Annotated in this window: 21 protein-coding genes; 6 read left to right on the top strand and 15 right to left on the bottom strand. The window is 32.6% G+C overall.

Annotation, left to right across the window (positions count from 1 at the left end):
* Position 1: 1 nt before the first annotated feature.
* The 9 genes from DFR85_RS24760 to DFR85_RS24720 are packed head-to-tail and all read right to left on the bottom strand — an operon-like array spanning position 2 to position 4,957.
* On the bottom strand, positions 2-202 hold the full coding sequence (locus tag DFR85_RS24760; RefSeq protein WP_110270580.1) for a DNA-directed RNA polymerase subunit N: 201 nt from the start codon (positions 200-202) through the stop codon (positions 2-4).
* A gap of 6 nt (positions 203-208) precedes the next feature.
* Positions 209-628, bottom strand: a complete 420-nt coding sequence (locus tag DFR85_RS24755) for a 30S ribosomal protein S9 (protein ID WP_110270579.1) — start codon at positions 626-628, stop codon at positions 209-211.
* Positions 606-1,067 carry a 50S ribosomal protein L13 gene (locus DFR85_RS24750; RefSeq protein WP_110270578.1) on the bottom strand — a complete coding sequence of 154 codons (462 nt, stop codon included), beginning with the start codon at positions 1,065-1,067 and terminating at the stop codon, positions 606-608. Before DFR85_RS24750 ends, DFR85_RS24755 begins: the two co-directional genes overlap by 23 nt.
* Positions 1,064-1,417 carry a 50S ribosomal protein L18e gene (locus tag DFR85_RS24745; protein ID WP_110270577.1) on the bottom strand — a complete coding sequence of 118 codons (354 nt, stop codon included), beginning with the start codon at positions 1,415-1,417 and terminating at the stop codon, positions 1,064-1,066. Before DFR85_RS24745 ends, DFR85_RS24750 begins: the two co-directional genes overlap by 4 nt.
* Positions 1,414-2,202: a DNA-directed RNA polymerase subunit D gene (locus tag DFR85_RS24740; protein WP_110270576.1), complete on the bottom strand. Its 789-nt coding sequence runs from the start codon at positions 2,200-2,202 to the stop codon at positions 1,414-1,416. The genes DFR85_RS24745 and DFR85_RS24740 overlap by 4 nt, the downstream gene beginning before the upstream one ends.
* A complete protein-coding gene (locus tag DFR85_RS24735) occupies positions 2,203-2,601 on the bottom strand; it encodes a 30S ribosomal protein S11 (protein ID WP_110270575.1) in 399 nt (132 codons plus the stop codon).
* Complete coding sequence (locus DFR85_RS24730) at positions 2,585-3,139, bottom strand: 30S ribosomal protein S4 (RefSeq protein WP_110270574.1); 555 nt, start codon at positions 3,137-3,139, stop codon at positions 2,585-2,587. The genes DFR85_RS24735 and DFR85_RS24730 overlap by 17 nt, the downstream gene beginning before the upstream one ends.
* Before the next feature lie 10 nt (positions 3,140-3,149).
* Positions 3,150-3,671 carry a 30S ribosomal protein S13 gene (locus DFR85_RS24725; protein WP_110270573.1) on the bottom strand — a complete coding sequence of 174 codons (522 nt, stop codon included), beginning with the start codon at positions 3,669-3,671 and terminating at the stop codon, positions 3,150-3,152.
* Between the two features lie 20 nt (positions 3,672-3,691).
* Entirely contained in the window at positions 3,692-4,957 is a 1,266-nt protein-coding gene (locus tag DFR85_RS24720) for an AIR synthase-related protein (RefSeq protein ID WP_110270572.1), read from the bottom strand.
* 42 nt (positions 4,958-4,999) lie between these two features.
* Between DFR85_RS24720 and DFR85_RS24715 the strand changes: the two genes are divergently transcribed.
* From DFR85_RS24715 to dnaG, 4 genes are read left to right on the top strand one after another with little or no spacing between them, the layout of a single operon-like run.
* Positions 5,000-5,404, top strand: a complete 405-nt coding sequence (locus DFR85_RS24715; protein WP_110270571.1) for a secondary thiamine-phosphate synthase enzyme YjbQ — start codon at positions 5,000-5,002, stop codon at positions 5,402-5,404.
* Between the two features lie 31 nt (positions 5,405-5,435).
* On the top strand, positions 5,436-5,756 hold the full coding sequence (locus DFR85_RS24710; RefSeq protein WP_246252857.1) for a hypothetical protein: 321 nt from the start codon (positions 5,436-5,438) through the stop codon (positions 5,754-5,756).
* 44 nt (positions 5,757-5,800) lie between these two features.
* A complete protein-coding gene (locus DFR85_RS24705; RefSeq protein WP_110270570.1) occupies positions 5,801-6,874 on the top strand; it encodes a tyrosine--tRNA ligase in 1,074 nt (357 codons plus the stop codon).
* Between the two features lie 6 nt (positions 6,875-6,880).
* Positions 6,881-8,095 (top strand): DNA primase DnaG, encoded by a 1,215-nt coding sequence (dnaG, locus tag DFR85_RS24700; protein WP_110270569.1) that lies wholly within the window; start codon positions 6,881-6,883, stop codon positions 8,093-8,095.
* Here the strand turns inward: dnaG and DFR85_RS24695 are convergent.
* Together DFR85_RS24695 and rimI are read right to left on the bottom strand one after the other, a co-directional pair.
* Positions 8,085-10,427, bottom strand: coding sequence for a DNA-directed DNA polymerase (locus DFR85_RS24695; protein ID WP_110270568.1), 2,343 nt, complete (start codon positions 10,425-10,427; stop codon positions 8,085-8,087). The two genes, dnaG and DFR85_RS24695, sit on opposite strands and share 11 nt — an antisense overlap.
* A 30-nt stretch (positions 10,428-10,457) precedes the next feature.
* Complete coding sequence (gene rimI / locus DFR85_RS24690) at positions 10,458-10,910, bottom strand: ribosomal protein S18-alanine N-acetyltransferase (RefSeq protein ID WP_110270567.1); 453 nt, start codon at positions 10,908-10,910, stop codon at positions 10,458-10,460.
* 24 nt (positions 10,911-10,934) lie between these two features.
* Here rimI and DFR85_RS24685 point away from each other — a divergent pair, with 24 nt between their 5' ends.
* Positions 10,935-11,966, top strand: coding sequence for an mRNA surveillance protein pelota (locus tag DFR85_RS24685; RefSeq protein ID WP_110270566.1), 1,032 nt, complete (start codon positions 10,935-10,937; stop codon positions 11,964-11,966).
* Here the strand turns inward: DFR85_RS24685 and DFR85_RS24680 are convergent.
* From DFR85_RS24680 to DFR85_RS24670, 3 genes are read right to left on the bottom strand one after another with little or no spacing between them, the layout of a single operon-like run.
* Positions 11,925-12,956, bottom strand: a complete 1,032-nt coding sequence (locus DFR85_RS24680; protein ID WP_110270565.1) for a radical SAM protein — start codon at positions 12,954-12,956, stop codon at positions 11,925-11,927. The two genes, DFR85_RS24685 and DFR85_RS24680, sit on opposite strands and share 42 nt — an antisense overlap.
* Positions 12,937-13,464, bottom strand: coding sequence for a DUF1122 family protein (locus DFR85_RS24675; RefSeq protein WP_110270564.1), 528 nt, complete (start codon positions 13,462-13,464; stop codon positions 12,937-12,939). Before DFR85_RS24675 ends, DFR85_RS24680 begins: the two co-directional genes overlap by 20 nt.
* Positions 13,457-14,113 (bottom strand): nucleotidyltransferase domain-containing protein, encoded by a 657-nt coding sequence (locus DFR85_RS24670; RefSeq protein WP_110270563.1) that lies wholly within the window; start codon positions 14,111-14,113, stop codon positions 13,457-13,459. The genes DFR85_RS24675 and DFR85_RS24670 overlap by 8 nt, the downstream gene beginning before the upstream one ends.
* Before the next feature lie 36 nt (positions 14,114-14,149).
* On the opposite strand from DFR85_RS24670, the gene DFR85_RS24665 reads away from it, so the two are divergent.
* On the top strand, positions 14,150-15,229 hold the full coding sequence (locus DFR85_RS24665) for a site-2 protease family protein (protein ID WP_210433909.1): 1,080 nt from the start codon (positions 14,150-14,152) through the stop codon (positions 15,227-15,229).
* On the opposite strand, the gene lysS is transcribed toward DFR85_RS24665, so the two are convergent.
* Entirely contained in the window at positions 15,213-16,697 is a 1,485-nt protein-coding gene (lysS, locus tag DFR85_RS24660; protein ID WP_110270562.1) for a lysine--tRNA ligase, read from the bottom strand. The genes DFR85_RS24665 and lysS overlap by 17 nt on opposite strands.
* Positions 16,698-16,704 lie beyond the last annotated feature (7 nt).

Here is a 16,704-nt window from a genome sequence, read left to right as displayed (position 1 = left end):
CCTAAATCGGTCTAGTATAGTTTATAACTTCTTTTATAATGTCCACGTGGCTGATTAACATTCTTCTACAACAGTATCTTCTAACTCCTAAGTCATCTAAAACTTTACCTGGGTCTTCTCCGGCACTTACTCTAGTTATAAAAGGTTCCCATTTATCTGCAATTAATGAACCACACGTAAAACATCTTATCGGAACTATCATAATACTTCACCTATATGATTTCTGTCTCCATCTTCTAGCACTATATCTCATCCATTTTTCTGATTCTGTCTGTCTTGGATCTCCAGCTAACATTGACCTATCATAGGCTTTATAAATTTCTTCAACTTCCTTACTTCCTGTGAATTTTATTATAGCTCTAGCTAATGCCATTCTAGCAGCGTCTGCTTGCCCCATTAGACCTCCTCCTTCTGTATATATTTTAGCATCTATTTTTGAGAAAATACCATCACCGGCTAATAGCAATGGTTCCATAATTTTCAATTTAACTACCTCTATTGGTATTATTTCTACTGGTACATTATTCACGAATACTCTTCCCTTACCAGGATAAATATAACATCTAGCGCTAGCCATTTTTCTCTTAGCACTAGTTATAATCACGTTATTTTGTTGCTGGTTTGACATATACTTTCCACCCCATCTCTTTTGCTACATCCTCTAATGTGACATACTTACCTTTAAGTCTTTTTACATCGGCATTATCAAATCGTATAAACTCTTTTCCTTCAAATTCTTTAGGTATCCCTATGTATGCTTTTACGTTCTTAAGCATTCTAATACCTTTAGGAGTTTTGGGCAGCATTCCTCTAATTGTTCTCTTTACTATATTTATTGGACTTCTAGGTCTTCTAATTCCCTGTTTATAAGGATTAAAAAGAGTTCTTACTGAAAAGAACAATTTATATCCGTTTATAACTCTATATTTTGGACCACTAACTACTGCCTTTTCTGAGTTAATTATGTATACTTTCTTACCATCTTTTAATAGATTTACTATATTGCTACACATTCTACCTAATATTTGATTTTCAGCATTTATTATAATTATATTTTCTTCAGTCATTTTTTCATCAACCTTACATTTTTAAAATCTTTTATTTCTTCAATTGCCTTATAAAAACTTAATATCTTTCCACCAGACTGTTCTATCTTGTTTTTAGCGTTAGAAGAAAAATCGAGTGCTACTACTGTAACTGGATGATCCAAAGTTCCTATTCCTAATACTTTTCCAGGTATTAGGACTACATCATCCTTTTTGCTATATTTATTTATTTTATATAAATTTACATAAGATCTTTTCCTTGATGGAACATCGAGCATTTCAGCTACTGCATTCCATATAGGCTTTTCTTGAGCCTCAAGTTTACTTATAAGTTTTCTAACCATTATGTCTGTACTTCCTGTTCTACTCATAAAGATTCAACCCTCTTTTTAAGTTCATCAAGTTTACGAGCTATACTTTTATTAGCTTCTATTAAAATTCTTTGAGTCTTCAAACTACCTATACTCTCTATTTCTAAAATGTATTTATTATCTACACTACTGATTTTTATATTATTACAATATCGTAAACATTCTTCACATAATGTACAAGCAGTTTCATTTACAACTTCAAGTTTGCCTTCCTTTATAGCAAATACCTTTTCTGGGCATACTTCAATTGCTTTTTCACAATTACCTAAAACTTCAACTTTTGGATAATATCTAGCTACTGCCATAGATACTGGACTAAATTTTATATGTTCTTTCCCATAGCCTAACCTTAACTTTGCCTCCAATGACAACTTTTGATTTTTGCCTAACAAGACTATTGGTATATCCCCATTTATTGGAACTACATTAGGATCGTCACTCTTTATATCCCTTGAGTAAACCATTCTTTCAGAATCCTTTGCTTCAACGTCTATGTATACCTTGGTAAAACATCTTTCACAATTGTCTGTACATGAGGCACACTCGTCTGGTGATCTATAGAAATCTATAGCATCATCAGAAGTAAATGGAATTAAACCTAATCTATGAGCTAAGACTTCGTCATATAACGGACTATTGTTTTCTATAATATATACCTCATCAATTGCCATTACTGGTACATATAATATTGAAGCTCTCCTTATAGCATTCACAAATTCTAAAGGATAATCATCTAATTCTAAAGAAAGAAAATTACCTTGATTAGATAAAACTTTTATTGGCATTTATACTCTCCTTCCTCTCCTTCCACCTGGCCTTCTTATCGTATCATGTGGAATAGGCGTAACATCTTCAATCCTTCCTATTATAAACCCAGATCTTGCCAAGGATCTTATAGCTGGTTGAGCACCAGGACCAGGAGTCTTAGGACCTGCTCCTCCTGGAGCTCTTACTTTAATATGTATTGCCATCATACCTTTGTCTAAAGCTTCCGCAGCAGCCTTATTTGCAGCTAACATAGCAGCGTATGGAGAAGGCTTCTCTCTATCTGCTTTAACTACCATCCCTCCAGACGCTCTAGCTATCATCTCTGCTCCGGTAATATCTGTAATTGAAATTAACGTATTATTTTGTGATGCAAATATATGAGCGATACCCCACTTAATTTCACGCCTGCTGGACATTTTCCTCACCTTTTTCTTCTGAAGTTTGAACTCCCACGGTAGGTGGATTTGCCTTAAATGGAGATACTGCGTAGAAGTCTATTAAATCTTCCTCATCTCTAAGTACAAAATATCCTGGTGATGTTATTTTAGTTCCTCCTATTGCTATATGTCCGTGCGTTATTAATTGTCTAGCTTGATATATTGTTCTTGCCATACCTTTTTTAAATACTATGGTTTGTAATCTTCTTTCAAGTAGATCTTCTTCTCTTAAGCCTAAAATATCATCTACGGTGGCTTGTTGCGATTTTAAAAGTCCCAGTCTATATAGTTTTGTTATAAGTTGTTTTTCTCTAACCATCCTTTCAGTAGGTGGTAATGCTAAAAGGCCTCTTGCCATATGTCTAAATTGTCTTACCAGTGTTCTTGCTAACCAGATTTCTTTTTTATTTCTTAGCCCGTATTTGCCTACTAATTCTTGTTCAGATCTTAATAACTCTCTAATCCAAGGTAAACCTGGACCTTCCCATTTTTTCTTTCCTTTCTTTGGATCTCCCATTTAAATCACCTTACTTTTTGGTTTGAGTAGTTGACTGTGAAGAAGGTGCTGGTGTACTTGAGGGAGCTGCGCCTGGCTGTGCACCTCTACCTCTTTTAACACCTACCGTAGTACCAGCCCTTCCAGTAGTCCTTGTTCTTTGGCCTCTAACTTTAAGGCCATATATATGTCTAACTCCTCTCCAACTTCTTATTTTCTTTTCCCTCTCTATGTCGTTCCTAACATAGAAAATAAGGTCTGATGTTACTAAATGTAAATCTAAACCCGAATCAAAATCTTTCCTTCTGTTATACATCCATGCAGGTATAAGTTTAGCAGACTTATCAGAAAAAGATTCCTCTATCTTTTTCAATTCTGAGTCACTTAATTCGCCTAATCTTTTATCCTTATCTATTCCAATTTTCAATAAAATACCTCTTGCTGTATTGTATCCTATCCCTTTTACCATCGCTAAAGCATACGGAACTTTCATAGAACCGTCTACGTCTTGACCAAATAATCTTACTATATATCTAAACTGCTGTTCAGACATTATTATCTCGACTGTATCTGCTATGTAGAAGTGACTTTTAAATTTTTCAATACCTCCTCTTTCTTAGCCAGTGCGCTATTGTATGCTTTTTCCAGAGATATTTTTATTTCGTCTAATGTATATGGAGAATAATTTCCTATAACTTTTTTAATAGGAGTATATGGACTTTCTCTAAAATTAGGTTCTAACTTTTTACCTTCTAATGTCAATATAGGATACCCTTTATATTCATCTACGTAACCTATAGTTTTTACTTCTAATCCTTCCTTGCTAAGTTCCTTCTCTAAGTTCTCATCATCCGTAAAAATCAAGAGAGAGTCTATAGAGACCCCTAAAGGATCTATTTGAAATAGGTTAAACATGTCAAGAACTTTTTTATTAATTAATGAGAGAAATTTCTCTTGATCTATTATAAAACTTAAATTAGACATTTCTGAGATTTCTAATGCATCTCCTCTTATACCACCATTTGTGACATCTGTCATTGCCTCTACTTTGTCAATAAATTCTGCATTTATCTTTCTTGCTGTTAATATTTCGTCTATTTTCAATGTCTCATTTATTATTTCTGGCATACCATTATATATAGCAGTAGTAGCTACAGTTCCTCCTCCATTACCTTTTGTCATAAGAATTTTCATCCCTTTTTTAATGTTAGATCTCAACAAGATTTTCTTGCCAATTTTTCCTACAGATCCTATACCACCGCTTATTCTTTCTCCTATTACCATATCTCCTCCTATTCTTAGGGTACTTCCAGCAAGTATTGGAATACCAAGAGCATCGGCTATAGTAGAAACTCCAGCTTCAAAATCAAACAAATAAGATATATCAGTGTCGTCAGAGACATGAATGTCTATAATTAGACCTAATGGTCTTGCACCCTTTACCATTATATCTCTTAGAGTAGCTTTAGTTGCGTGAAAACCGGCTAAAAACGGAAAATATGAAAGTCTTGAATGTATACCATCTACTGAAACTATTGTATCTTCTGAAATTCCAGCATCATCAAATGTAGATAGTTTTCTCTTGCTTAATTCAAACAGTTTTAAATGTATTAAATGATCTCCTATACCTCTTGAACCTAGTCCTGCATTTCCAGCCTTTACACCACACAGAGTAGGCTTAAAGTGTTGAGCTTTTTCAGAATTTCTAACTTCGTTTATAATTATATTAGCTATTTTTTCATTAAATGGATTATTTCCTTTATATACGGATAGCCACTCTAAAATTTTTTGTTTGGCTATGCTTTCTGGTAGTACCCTAGCTATACCTTCTAAATCCATACAGAACATTAGATTAAAAAATTTAAAAGTACAATGTTCTTTATGAAAATATTTTCTCACGAATTCAAAATAGAGACTAAAAGCAAATTCGAAAGTATAGATATAACAGAAAGAATTCAAGAGACCGCAAAATCTATTGATGAAGGTGTAGTATATGTTTTTGTTAAGCATACTACATGCGCAATAATTGTTAACGAGGCCGAAAAGGGTTTAATGCAAGATTATTTGGATTGGGCAAAAAAATTAGTACCTCCAGAAGGGGAATTTAAGCATAATCTTATAGATAATAATGGACATGCTCATATCATATCGTCAATTATTGGTAACTCTAGGACAGTTCCTGTAAGAAGTGGGAATTTGGATTTAGGTACATGGCAAAGAATTATATTGCTAGAATTTGACGGACCTAGAACAAGAACAGTTAATGTTAAAGTAATGGGAGAATAATAACTTTTTTACTAGTGTTAGAAAAAATTAAATGGTAAAATTGCCACCTGGATCTTTCTCACTTCTTGAAAAACTAAGCGAATGTGAAGATAAAGTATGTGTAGAAAATGTTGTTGATGAATATCTCTATTCATTAGTAAAAGGAAAGAGGCAAATTCAGTTCAAGCTTACAGAAGACGACGAAGATTTAGATGAGAAAACCATAGCCAATTCGTATATTTTTACTGAATTTTTAATAACTAGGCTACTTAATTCAGATATTGACATTAATCTTGTAGTAAAGGATTTGGAGGAAAAATTAGGTAAAGATCATCCAGTGATAGTTTTTCTTAAGCAATTAAAGGAGGAATAGGTCTTTTTTAACTTCTCTTACTCTTTTCTTTTGGGGAAGATTACTTGGAAGATAGGCTATCACTTATAACAAAAAATACTGAAGAAATTGTAACTATAGAAGAATTAAAATCTAAACTGGAATCTAAGGAAAAAATAAAAGGTTACATAGGCTTTGAGCCAAGTGGACTTTTCCATATAGGATGGCTAATTTGGGCTCAAAAAGTGAAGGACTTAATGGATGCCGGCGTAGAGATGTCTGTACTTATGGCTACATGGCATGCATGGATAAATGATAAGTTAGGAGGCGATATGGAACTAATAAAAACAGCAGGAAAATATGCTGTTGAGATCTTAGGAGCGTACGGAATTGATCTTGCTAAGCTTAGGGTAATAGATGCAGAAGATCTTGTAAAAGATAAGAATTATTGGGAACTGGTAATTAAAGTGGCTAAAAGTACTAGTCTTGCAAGAATGAGAAGAGCATTAACTATAATGGGAAGAAAATCCGAGGACGCAGAATTAGATACGTCTAAGCTTATTTATCCTGCAATGCAAGTAAGCGATATATTTTATTTGGACCTAGATATCGCCTTAGGTGGAACGGACCAAAGAAAAGCTCATATGCTTGCAAGAGACGTTTCAGAGAAACTGGGAAGGAAGAAAGTAATAGCTATTCATACTCCATTATTAGTAGGTCTTCAAGGAGGACAAAGAATGGACACTACCAAAGAAGAAGATGAATTAATGGCTGATATAAAAATGAGCAAATCAAAGCCAGAAACAGCTATATTTATAAATGATTCGCAAGAGGAAATAGAAGAAAAAATAAGAAAAGCTTATTGTCCTAAAGGGGTTGTAGAAAATAATCCCATATTGCAAATAAATAAATATATAATATTTTCTAAACCTAATCAAGTTCTAAAGATAGAGAGAGACATTAAATATGGCGGAGACATAGAATTTAGGAATTACGGAGACTTAGAAAAGACTTTTGCAGAAGGAAAGCTTCATCCAATGGACTTAAAAACTGCGACTTCTAAAAAGCTAAATGAAATACTTGAACCTTTGAGGAAAAAGGTTCAAAATGAAGAATTCGATAAAATGATAATGAGTATATCAAAAAATGTTACAAGGTGATAAAGCTTGAAATATGTAGTTAAATTAAGTTTCGAAGTTGGAGGAATAGTTGACAAGCCTGATGTAATAGGGGCTATATTTGGCCAAACTGAAAATTTATTTGGAGAAGAATTTGATCTAAGAGAATTGCAGGATAAGGGGAGACTAGGAAGAATAGTAGTAGATATGAAGACTAAGTCAGGAAAATCTGAAGGGATAATAGAAATTCCGTCTAATTTAGATAGAGTAGAAACAGCACTAATAGCGTCAATGGTAGAGAGCGTAGAAAAAGTAGGCCCTTATGAGGCAAAATTTGAATTGAAAGAAATTCAAGACGTAAGAGAAGAAAAATTAAAGAAGATAATAGAAAGAGCAAAAGACATACTTGGTACGTGGAATAGAGGAAAAGCGTTAGATATAAAGGAAGTTCTAAATGAAATAAGCAGCGCAGTAAAAACAGGAGAAATTACAGAGTTTGGAATAGAAAGACTACCAGCAGGTCCAGATGTATTAACTGATCCTAATTTAATAATAGTCGAGGGAAGGGCCGACATAATAAATCTTCTACGGTACGGTTATAGGAATACTGTAGCAGTGGAAGGTGCTAGCGGTAAAATTCCACAAGATATAGTTGACTTGTCTAAAGAGAAAAAGACTGTTATAGCATTCCTTGATGGAGACCACGGGGGAGACCTGATATTAAAGGAATTAATTAATGCCAATGTTAAGATTGATTTTATAGCAAGAGCACCTCAGGGCAGAGAAGTAGAAGAATTAACAGGAAAAGAAATAGCTAAAGCCCTATCAAATATGATATCAATTTCTCAATATTTAAAGAAACAACAAGAAGTTCAAACGGCTATTAAAGAGGAAGGTCAAGGACAATCGGTAATTGTAGTACAGCCTGAAAAAATAGAGGAAAAGCCGCAAATAGAGATAAATATACCTCAAACCGCAATGGAAGAGATTAAGAAATTGCCAGGAACTCTTGAAGGTATAATGTTTGATGAGAACTGGAATCCTGTAGAAAGAGTACAAGTTAGAGACATAATTCCTAAGCTTGAAGCTTCACAAGATAACAAAGTCTCATATATAATATTCGATGGAGTGATTACGCAGAGATTGCTAGAATTAGCTGCTAGCAAAAACGTGAAAATGTTAGTAGGAGTAAGAATTGGTGGGATAACTAAAAGCTTAGATAATATTAAAATACTCACATTTTCAGATATAATTACTTCTTAAAAAAATTCATTATATCAAATCCTCCAGTTTTTAAGGTACTTTCTTTTATACCAAAAGATTCTAAGATTCTCATAACTGCAGGAACTAGTTGTTTATCAACATAATAGTCTACATCTATTCTTGATAGATCTTTAACCATAAAATATGGTTCTGCTCTATCTGAAATTTTACCAGCTCCCTTAACTACAACATAGCCTATTTTTCCACCTTTAAATATTGCATATCCTGCCTTCATAGCTTTTTTAGCTGCAGACACATGTGGGGCTTCAACCTCATATTCGTCTATGCTCTTATCTAAGGATTTCCATATTATTAGATCCTCTATTCTAAACTCCTTTCTTCTTAATTTCATTATAGTTTCTCTTGCTAATCTTACTGCATCATCTACGCTAGATAAAAGTATTCTTTCGATAACTTGTCTCTGAAGATCCTTAGCAAGATCGCACCAATCTCCCCTAACAGCTTCAAAACCTACTATATCAATTTTATTATCAAAAGTTAAACCTGCATATCTCTTTTTGTTTTCTGTGAAAAATATTCTCTTATATTGTTTTTCTACTTTAATATCAAGACTAAACTTATCACTTATCTCTTTAGCTAGCTCATTAACCTTATTCTTATCTCCTTTAACAAATATGGAATCAGTATCTCCATAAATAACTTCAAATCCTTCACTTTCAGCTATTTTTGCTGCAGAGGAAATAATTTCTCTTCCCCATGCCGTAACAGCCTCAGCACCTTCTCTACTATACCATCTAGCTCCTAACCATCCCATATAGCCATAAAAGGCGTTAGTCATGATCTTTAACGCTTTTTGTCTTTCATCAAGTCTTCTTTTTTCATATTCATTATCTGTCTTAGAAAGCTTATCCTTTATGTCTCGTCTTTCCTTTATTAATTCTTGTAAGATCTTTTTGTAAAAACCTTCTGGAGCCTTTCTAAATTTATGACCAACTTCTGGAGCTACCCAACAATCGTCGCAGTCTCCTTTAACTAAAGTATCTGGACCTATGTTATACTTTATCATTATCGAAGGATACATAGAAGAAAAATCTAATACAGAAATATCCTCATGGATACCTTGTTTTGGAGAAATTACCAATCCTCCTTTATATCCTTCATATTCTCTCTCTGCCCTATTTGGTATTAATTCATTAAAGTGATAAGCTTCCCGCATAAGTAGCCATTCCACTCTGTATCCAACGCTAGCCATAGAAAGTTGATCTAATGGAAGTCCAGAGATCATTGCAGCTTGCTCTCCAAAAGGTAAGAAAGCATCTTTTAATAAATAGGTAGATTTTGCATCATCCATATTATATTGAAGTAAGATTTGTCTTTTCTTATCATCGTTCCAATACTCTGGAATTTGATACCACTCAAGATTAACCCTCTTATTTTTTGGCATTACGCCTAAATAATCAGCTATATTATCCAGACTTTTTACTTTAACCTCTTCTATACTTCCAACAAATCCTATAAGATCTACATTTAACCTACCGACTATAGAGTAATGTCCATATGTACCTTGGCTAGGTTCAGAACCTGTTTTTCTTCCTATATCTAATTTAACATTTCTATTTCTTACCCTCTCAATTAAGTATGGCCAATCAAAGCCATTAGAATTATATCCTAAAATTATGTCGGGATCATAATCTAATATGAATTTAGAGAATTCTCTTATTGTTTTTAAATCATCTCCAGTTTCATTAACGAATTGCTTTCCACCATCTTTACTCCAAACTCCTATAATTATAACTGGATCCCTTTTAGGATCTGGAAATCCATACTTATTGTAAACTTCTATATCAAAAGATAGTATTCTTAACTCTGGTGGATTATCTTCATAAATTTTTATTACCTTTGTTAAGTTATATACTTTTGATACTCTGAATCGATTATCCTTTATTTCTTCAACCTCTGCTTGAAACCAAAAGAATGGCCTTAATCCAGAATCTATTGAATATCTCATGTAGAATCTTATATCAGCTTCTAGGACTTCCTTTATACCACTTATTTTACCTACTGCTTCCCTATATGTTCTTACATATGCAGGAATAACAGTTTCTATTCTTAAAGCCTTTACTGGATTGCCGTAATATTTTTTCTCTAATACGTCTACTTTAGTTATGGGAGATTCCGATTTATTCAGTTTTCTTATTTCATCAATAATTTTTTCATTATCGTCCTCAAGTAATGCATAAAAATATGGCCTAAAGTTTTTCTCTAAAATTAAAACTCTATTATTATCTTTATCTATTGCCCAAATGTAAATTACTGGCTTACCTTCTTCAACATCGTAAGAAAAGTCTAATATGTAAAAATCTCCAATCATAGTACTGTTATCATTTAATATAATTAAAATTTATTCCAGGCTTTTATTAATCAATGATTTCATCATTATATAAGCATGCCTTCCTCTACCATAATAGTTCTTTTTAGTGTATATTACTAAATAATTCATGTTCCTATAGAATCTTATTGCTTCTCTATTAGTAATCATAACTTCTAAATAGGAATATGTACAGTTATTATTTATAAACGTTTTTTCTAATGTAGATAATAATAACGTTCCTATACCTTTTTTTCTAGATTCTTTTCTAGTAGCTATAGAAACCACATGACCACGCTTTTTAAATTGTATGATACCTATAGCATATCCTAAGATCTTACTATCTTCTTTAGCTACTATATAAATGTTTGAAAGATATAGATACGCCTTAAGTAATGATATAGGATAAGGTTTATCAAAACTTTCTACCTCTATTTCATATATCTGCTCTAGATCTTCCTCTGACGCATCAGATATAATTACCACAGAAGGTTTAAAGAGTACTTAGTAATGAAAGTTTTGGAATTTGACGAGAAGAAAGGCAGCATGAAATTGCATATAGAAGATGAGGATGACTTATGGACACTCCATATGATACTTAATAAGGGGGACAATGTAATAGCTAAGACTACTAGAGATATCAGTGTTGGTGCTGAAGGAAGAAGAATATCGATGATAATCCAACTAAAAGTAGAATATACGGAATTCCAGGCTTTCACTTCAAGACTTAGAATACATGGGACAATAGTCGATGCACCAGAAAGGTTTGGAATAAGGGGGGCTCATCATACTATTAACTTGGATATTGGAGATGAAATTATAATTATAAAGGAAAAATGGCCTAAACATGAATTAGATAGAATATATTCTCAAGCTGAAAAAAGAAGTAAAGTTCTTATAGCTTTAGTAGATTTTGATGAATGTTTGATCGCAATACCTATGGTTCAAGGAATTAAAATATTATCAGAAAGAAGTCTTCAAACTCCAAATAAGGAAGAAGAGAATATAATTGAGGAAAACGCAAATGAAATAGCTAAAGAAATTGGAGATTATAGTAAGCAATATAATCCTGATGCAATAATATTAGCTGGACCTGGACCTTTTAAAGAAATTGTAAAGGAAAAATTAGATACGAAAAGGAAAATATATCTTGATAGTGTATCGTCAGCCTCTAGAGCAGGCTTATCAGAAATTCTTAGAAGAGATGTAATAGATCAAGTAATGAGAGACTATGAGATTTCTCAAAGCGTAAAAGACATGGAAAAAGTTCTAGAGTTATTATCTAAAAATACTGGTCTAGTTGCATATGGAATTGAAGAGGTAAAAAAGGCCTCTGAATACGGAGCAGTGGATACATTGTTAATAACTTATGATTTGATTTCTCCAAGTGATGAAGAAAGAAAACTTGAAATAGAGAACATTATGGAAGATGTAGAAAAAAAAGGTGGAAAGGTAAGAATTATTCCAGAAGATTCACCTGTCTATTTTGAGGCAAAAAATCTAACTGGAATTATTGCTATATTGCGATTTAGAATAAACTAATTTTTCAGAAACTACTAAACCATACGGCAATTCTTCAATAATTTTAACTTCGTCTACAGGATACATTTTAATTATATCGTTAACTAAATCTGGAGACACGTAATATCCATCCCCATATTTTTCCCCATAATCCTCGAGATTAGCTTTAGTTCTTACTAGTGCTCTTATTATAGTTCCTTCTCCAGAATTTTGTTCAAATGACTTAGAGTAAACTCTAAATGTCCTTAGAAACCTTGTTCTAGTTTCCACTATGTCCTTATATATGGAACTACAATAATGAACAGACATTTTACCTTCATGATATTTTTTAACTATATTAAGAGCCAATTCTGCACTTCTAGAAGCCCCAGCTAAACCATGATCGATCTTTAACCCTATCGCATTCAAATTTAGTGAATTTCTCTCGGTAATTTCTAACTCATTTATATTAACGAATTTAACTTTCTTTTCTTTTGCCCATTGTATTAACTCTTCTAATTCCTTTTCCTTACCTGGTATTGATGGGACTTCTATGCCTACGTCAAAGTCAAATTTCAACGCTTTTTCTATAGCTTTTAGATATTCTTTATTTAATGGATGAAAACGTATTTCATCTAGTCCTGCGTTTTGAAGCTCTCTTAGTACATCATAGGTTACATATCTTCCAGAAGTATACAGATGAATGTGAAAATCATCTCCAAACTCATCTTTCAAAATATTAATAACCTCAACAACTCTATCCAAATGAAGTATTGGATCTCCGCCAGTTATTCCAGCACCTAACGCATTCATTTTATATGATTCATACACGAAATCCATGAAATTTTCAACTTTCTTTTCATTAGCATATATCATATCATGGTCAAACCTTTCTTCACTTACTGGACAATAATAGCAAGAATCTCCACATTCTCCAGATATAAACACTACTAACTTCCCTCCAAGCCTACATAATTCACATCCTTTTGGTAAATTATTATATACGCCTATCTCAGGGTTTCCTATCAACATTTTTTAATAACCACTCTTTTACCTGGGGATTTTTAACTTCATCTAATAGTTCTAAAAGTTCCTTCTTCTTAGTTTCCTCATTTAACGGTTTATTGCCTTGAATCTTAGGATAACCTTCATTTCCACCCTCAGGAAAATACCATATTTTGAACCACGTAAATCCTGCCTTTAACATTGAAAAACCTAAAGGAGTATCTACAGCAGAATATCCCTTAAAAATTAAATTGGAAGTTTCTATATCATTCTCATAAGTTACAAATAGTCTTCCGTTAGGAGTCAGTAAATCATAAAAATATTTGAATAAATCTACTTCAATACCTTCCTGTCTAGGCCATGGAATATAATCTATTTCAATCCATGGAACATAATAATCGCGACCAGAGAAGTAACTACATCTGCCTACTAATTTATTGTCAAGATACATTTCAAAGTAAGATAATTCCCTAATATGAGTTCCACGAAAATTCTTTATTACAATATTATAATCGCCAACTTTCCCTTTAAGCATCTATCATACGCCTAAAGAATTTATTTTTCTTATATAATATTCTAATTGAACTTTCAAAACTTTCGTCTTTACTTAAATCATATCGAAGAAAAACCCCAGTTCTTCCTTTTTCTACTCTTTTAGTAAGTAATTTTTCTCTCTCTAATATCGTAGATATAGATATCTTAAGAGTCTTTGATGCTAAATCCTCATTACCTTTTAACAATATTTCGTTATGACCCTTTTCTGTTGGTATTATGATCTCCATTTTTTTATTTATACCAGCTACTCGTAGATTTTTTTCTATGCCATAATAATCTAGCATTCCACCAAAACGATAGAATTCTTCTTCATCTCTCTTCAATCTAGATAAAGGAAAAGATATAACTTCGCTTTCTTCAGGATCTAACGAAATATATGCTTTTGGAGTAGAAAAAGGAGTAGCCTGAATAATGAACTTATGATCAAAGTCAATTAAATCCAATTCAATTATATTAGGATTAAAAACTATTATATCTATGTCACTATCTTTTCTTACATCACCCCTAGCTACTGAACCATAAACGTAACCAATTAACCCATTATTTTTCAGTCTATATAATAAATCCAGGGAAATTTTTCTTTTATGTCTAAGAATATTCCAATGCTCTTCTGAATACTCTATTTCCACAATCGTTTTATTTTAGTACTCACTTAAATGCTTAGTATGATATCTTCACTAGAGCTTTTTGGAATAGGATTTCTAGTATTCTGGTTAGTAATCTTCGCATTAAAGAAGAAACTCGAAACAAGAGGTTTCAAAGTATATCCTTTTGTTTTGATGTGGAAAAAAAGTACCAGGAGTGAATGGTTCCCTAAATTAGCTACGTCTAAGGAATATAGATTTTTTGAAAAAGTCGCTATAGCTCTAGGATTAATCTCAATGATTGGAGGAATTGTATTAATCTATTATACAATTTCAGGTCTTGTATTCCATCCTGCAACTACAGCAATTAGATTAGAACCAATAATACCTGGAATAACTATAGGTTTAAATGAAGTGCCATATTTACTTTTAGCTATAGGAATATCAGTAGTTTTACATGAGCTTTCACACGCTGTTTCTTCTACCTCAAACAAAATTAATGTAAAGGGCGGCGGATTTATATTAATAGGAATATTTCCTGGAGCATTTGTTGAGCCTGACGAAAGTGAATTCCAAACAGCTTCCTTTAAATCAAAACTTAAGATAGTAGCTGCAGGAATAGCAGTAAATCTAATTCTAGCTGGAATATTCTTCCCAATAGCCAGTTTTGGACCAACACTATTTTCCCAAGGAATCCAAATAGTAGGTACAATTCCTCACAGTGAAGCTTATAATATATCAATGCACGCAGGTCAAATAATAGAAAAAATTAATGGACAGCCTATTAGAACTTTCTCAGAATTAAATCAAAGCCTTTATAGTACAACCCATTACCTAATTCAAGTTAAGAATCCAAATGGCACTATATCATATTATACCGCAATAGCAAAAAACCATTTCTTAGGAGTTTATGTAACATATGCGATCCCAGCGTCAATATTTCCTTTCCTAGAATTTGCAGTTTGGATGTTTATAGTGAATTTCAGCCTAGCCCTATTTAATGGTGCCCCATTATTCATAACTGATGGAGGAAAAATATTCACAGAAATAATAAAGAAGATTAGCTTAAAATATGGAGAAAAAATATCGTATTATATACAAGCCTTCTTATTATTATCTTTCATATTTGCTATAATGCTATCAATTAGTCTTCCTCGATAAGCTTATAGCTAATTATTGGAAACGGAATCACTTCTTTTATACTCTGATTATTAGTAAGCAACATTATTAATCTATCAATACCTATTCCTAATCCTCCAGTAGGGGGCATGCCATAAGATAAAGCTCTTATAAAGTCCTTATCATATGGATGAGCTTCTTGATCTCCTTTTTTCATTAATTCTTGCTCTTCTCTAAACAACTTATCCTGAAGAACAGGATCATTAAGTTCAGTATATGCGTTAGCAAATTCTATCCCTGCTATAAATAATTCAAACCTTTCAACTAGACCTTTCTTAGATCTATGAGGCTTACAGAGGGGAGTAGTTTCTATAGGATAATCTGTAACGAAAGTTGGCTGTATTAAATTAGGAGATACTAACTTGTCAAATAACTTCTCTATCATTAGTCCCCTTATATAGGAATTACCTCTAGGAATAAGTTGATATTTTTGCATTAATCCTTTAAGTTCTTCATCGCTCATAGTTTCAACGTTTTTACCTAAAACTTCAGACAAGGAATCAAACATAGTAATTTCCTTAAACTGAGATAAATCTATCTCATACTCTTTATCTCCTACCTTGTATTTTACTTTAGTTTCTCCAAGTATGTTTTTTGCTACGTCTACTATGATATCTTGAGTAAGCTTCATAATATCATTATAATCTGCATAAGCCCAATATAGCTCCATTAAAGTAAATTCTGGGTTATGAGTTACATCTATATCTTCGTTTCTAAAGACTTTACCTATTTCAAAAACTTTATCAAAACCACCTACTATGAATCTTTTTAAATATAATTCTAAAGATATTCTAAGATACCAATCTTCATCAAGATAATTTATTTTAGTCTTAAACGGTTTAGCTAAAGCTCCACCGTATACAGGCTGTAGTATAGGCGTCTCTACTTCCATAAACCCTTTTGAAGCCAAAAATTTTCTTATTTCTGCTATAGTTCTGAACCTAATCTCCATAGCTCTTCTAGCGTTATCATTATAGAGAAAATCAACATACCTATGAGCATATCTAAACTCTGGACTTAATTTAGACCAGTCTGGCGGTTCTATTAACGCCTTAGATAACATAGTGTAATCCTTTACTAATAGAGTGAGCTCACCCTTGCCAGTGTAGAACAAATCCCCTTTAACACCAATTATATCGCCACGACCAAAATAATTAAAGAATTCCTCATATTTATCACCTAACTCGTTAATTCTTAAATATAATTGTAATTTTTCACCTTCGTCAAATATATCTACAAATGATGCCTTACCATGCCTCCTTATATTGGCTATTCTACCAACAGTAGATATATCAAAAATAAATGGCTCATGAGGCTTATCATTGTTGTTCTTTACTAGTTCTTTTATCTGAATAATACTATGAGTTATGTTATATTTCTGAGGATACGGATTTATTCCCTTCTCCCTAAGTTCATCAAGAATTTTTAATCTCCTTTCGTCCCACTTCACACCTAGA

Origin of the sequence: Acidianus brierleyi, from assembly GCF_003201835.2 — an archaeon.
GTDB classification, from domain to species: Archaea; Thermoproteota; Thermoprotei_A; order Sulfolobales; family Sulfolobaceae; genus Aramenus; species Aramenus brierleyi.
Note: the sequence above shows the minus strand (reverse complement) of the source record. Positions and strands in the feature narration are given on the sequence as shown.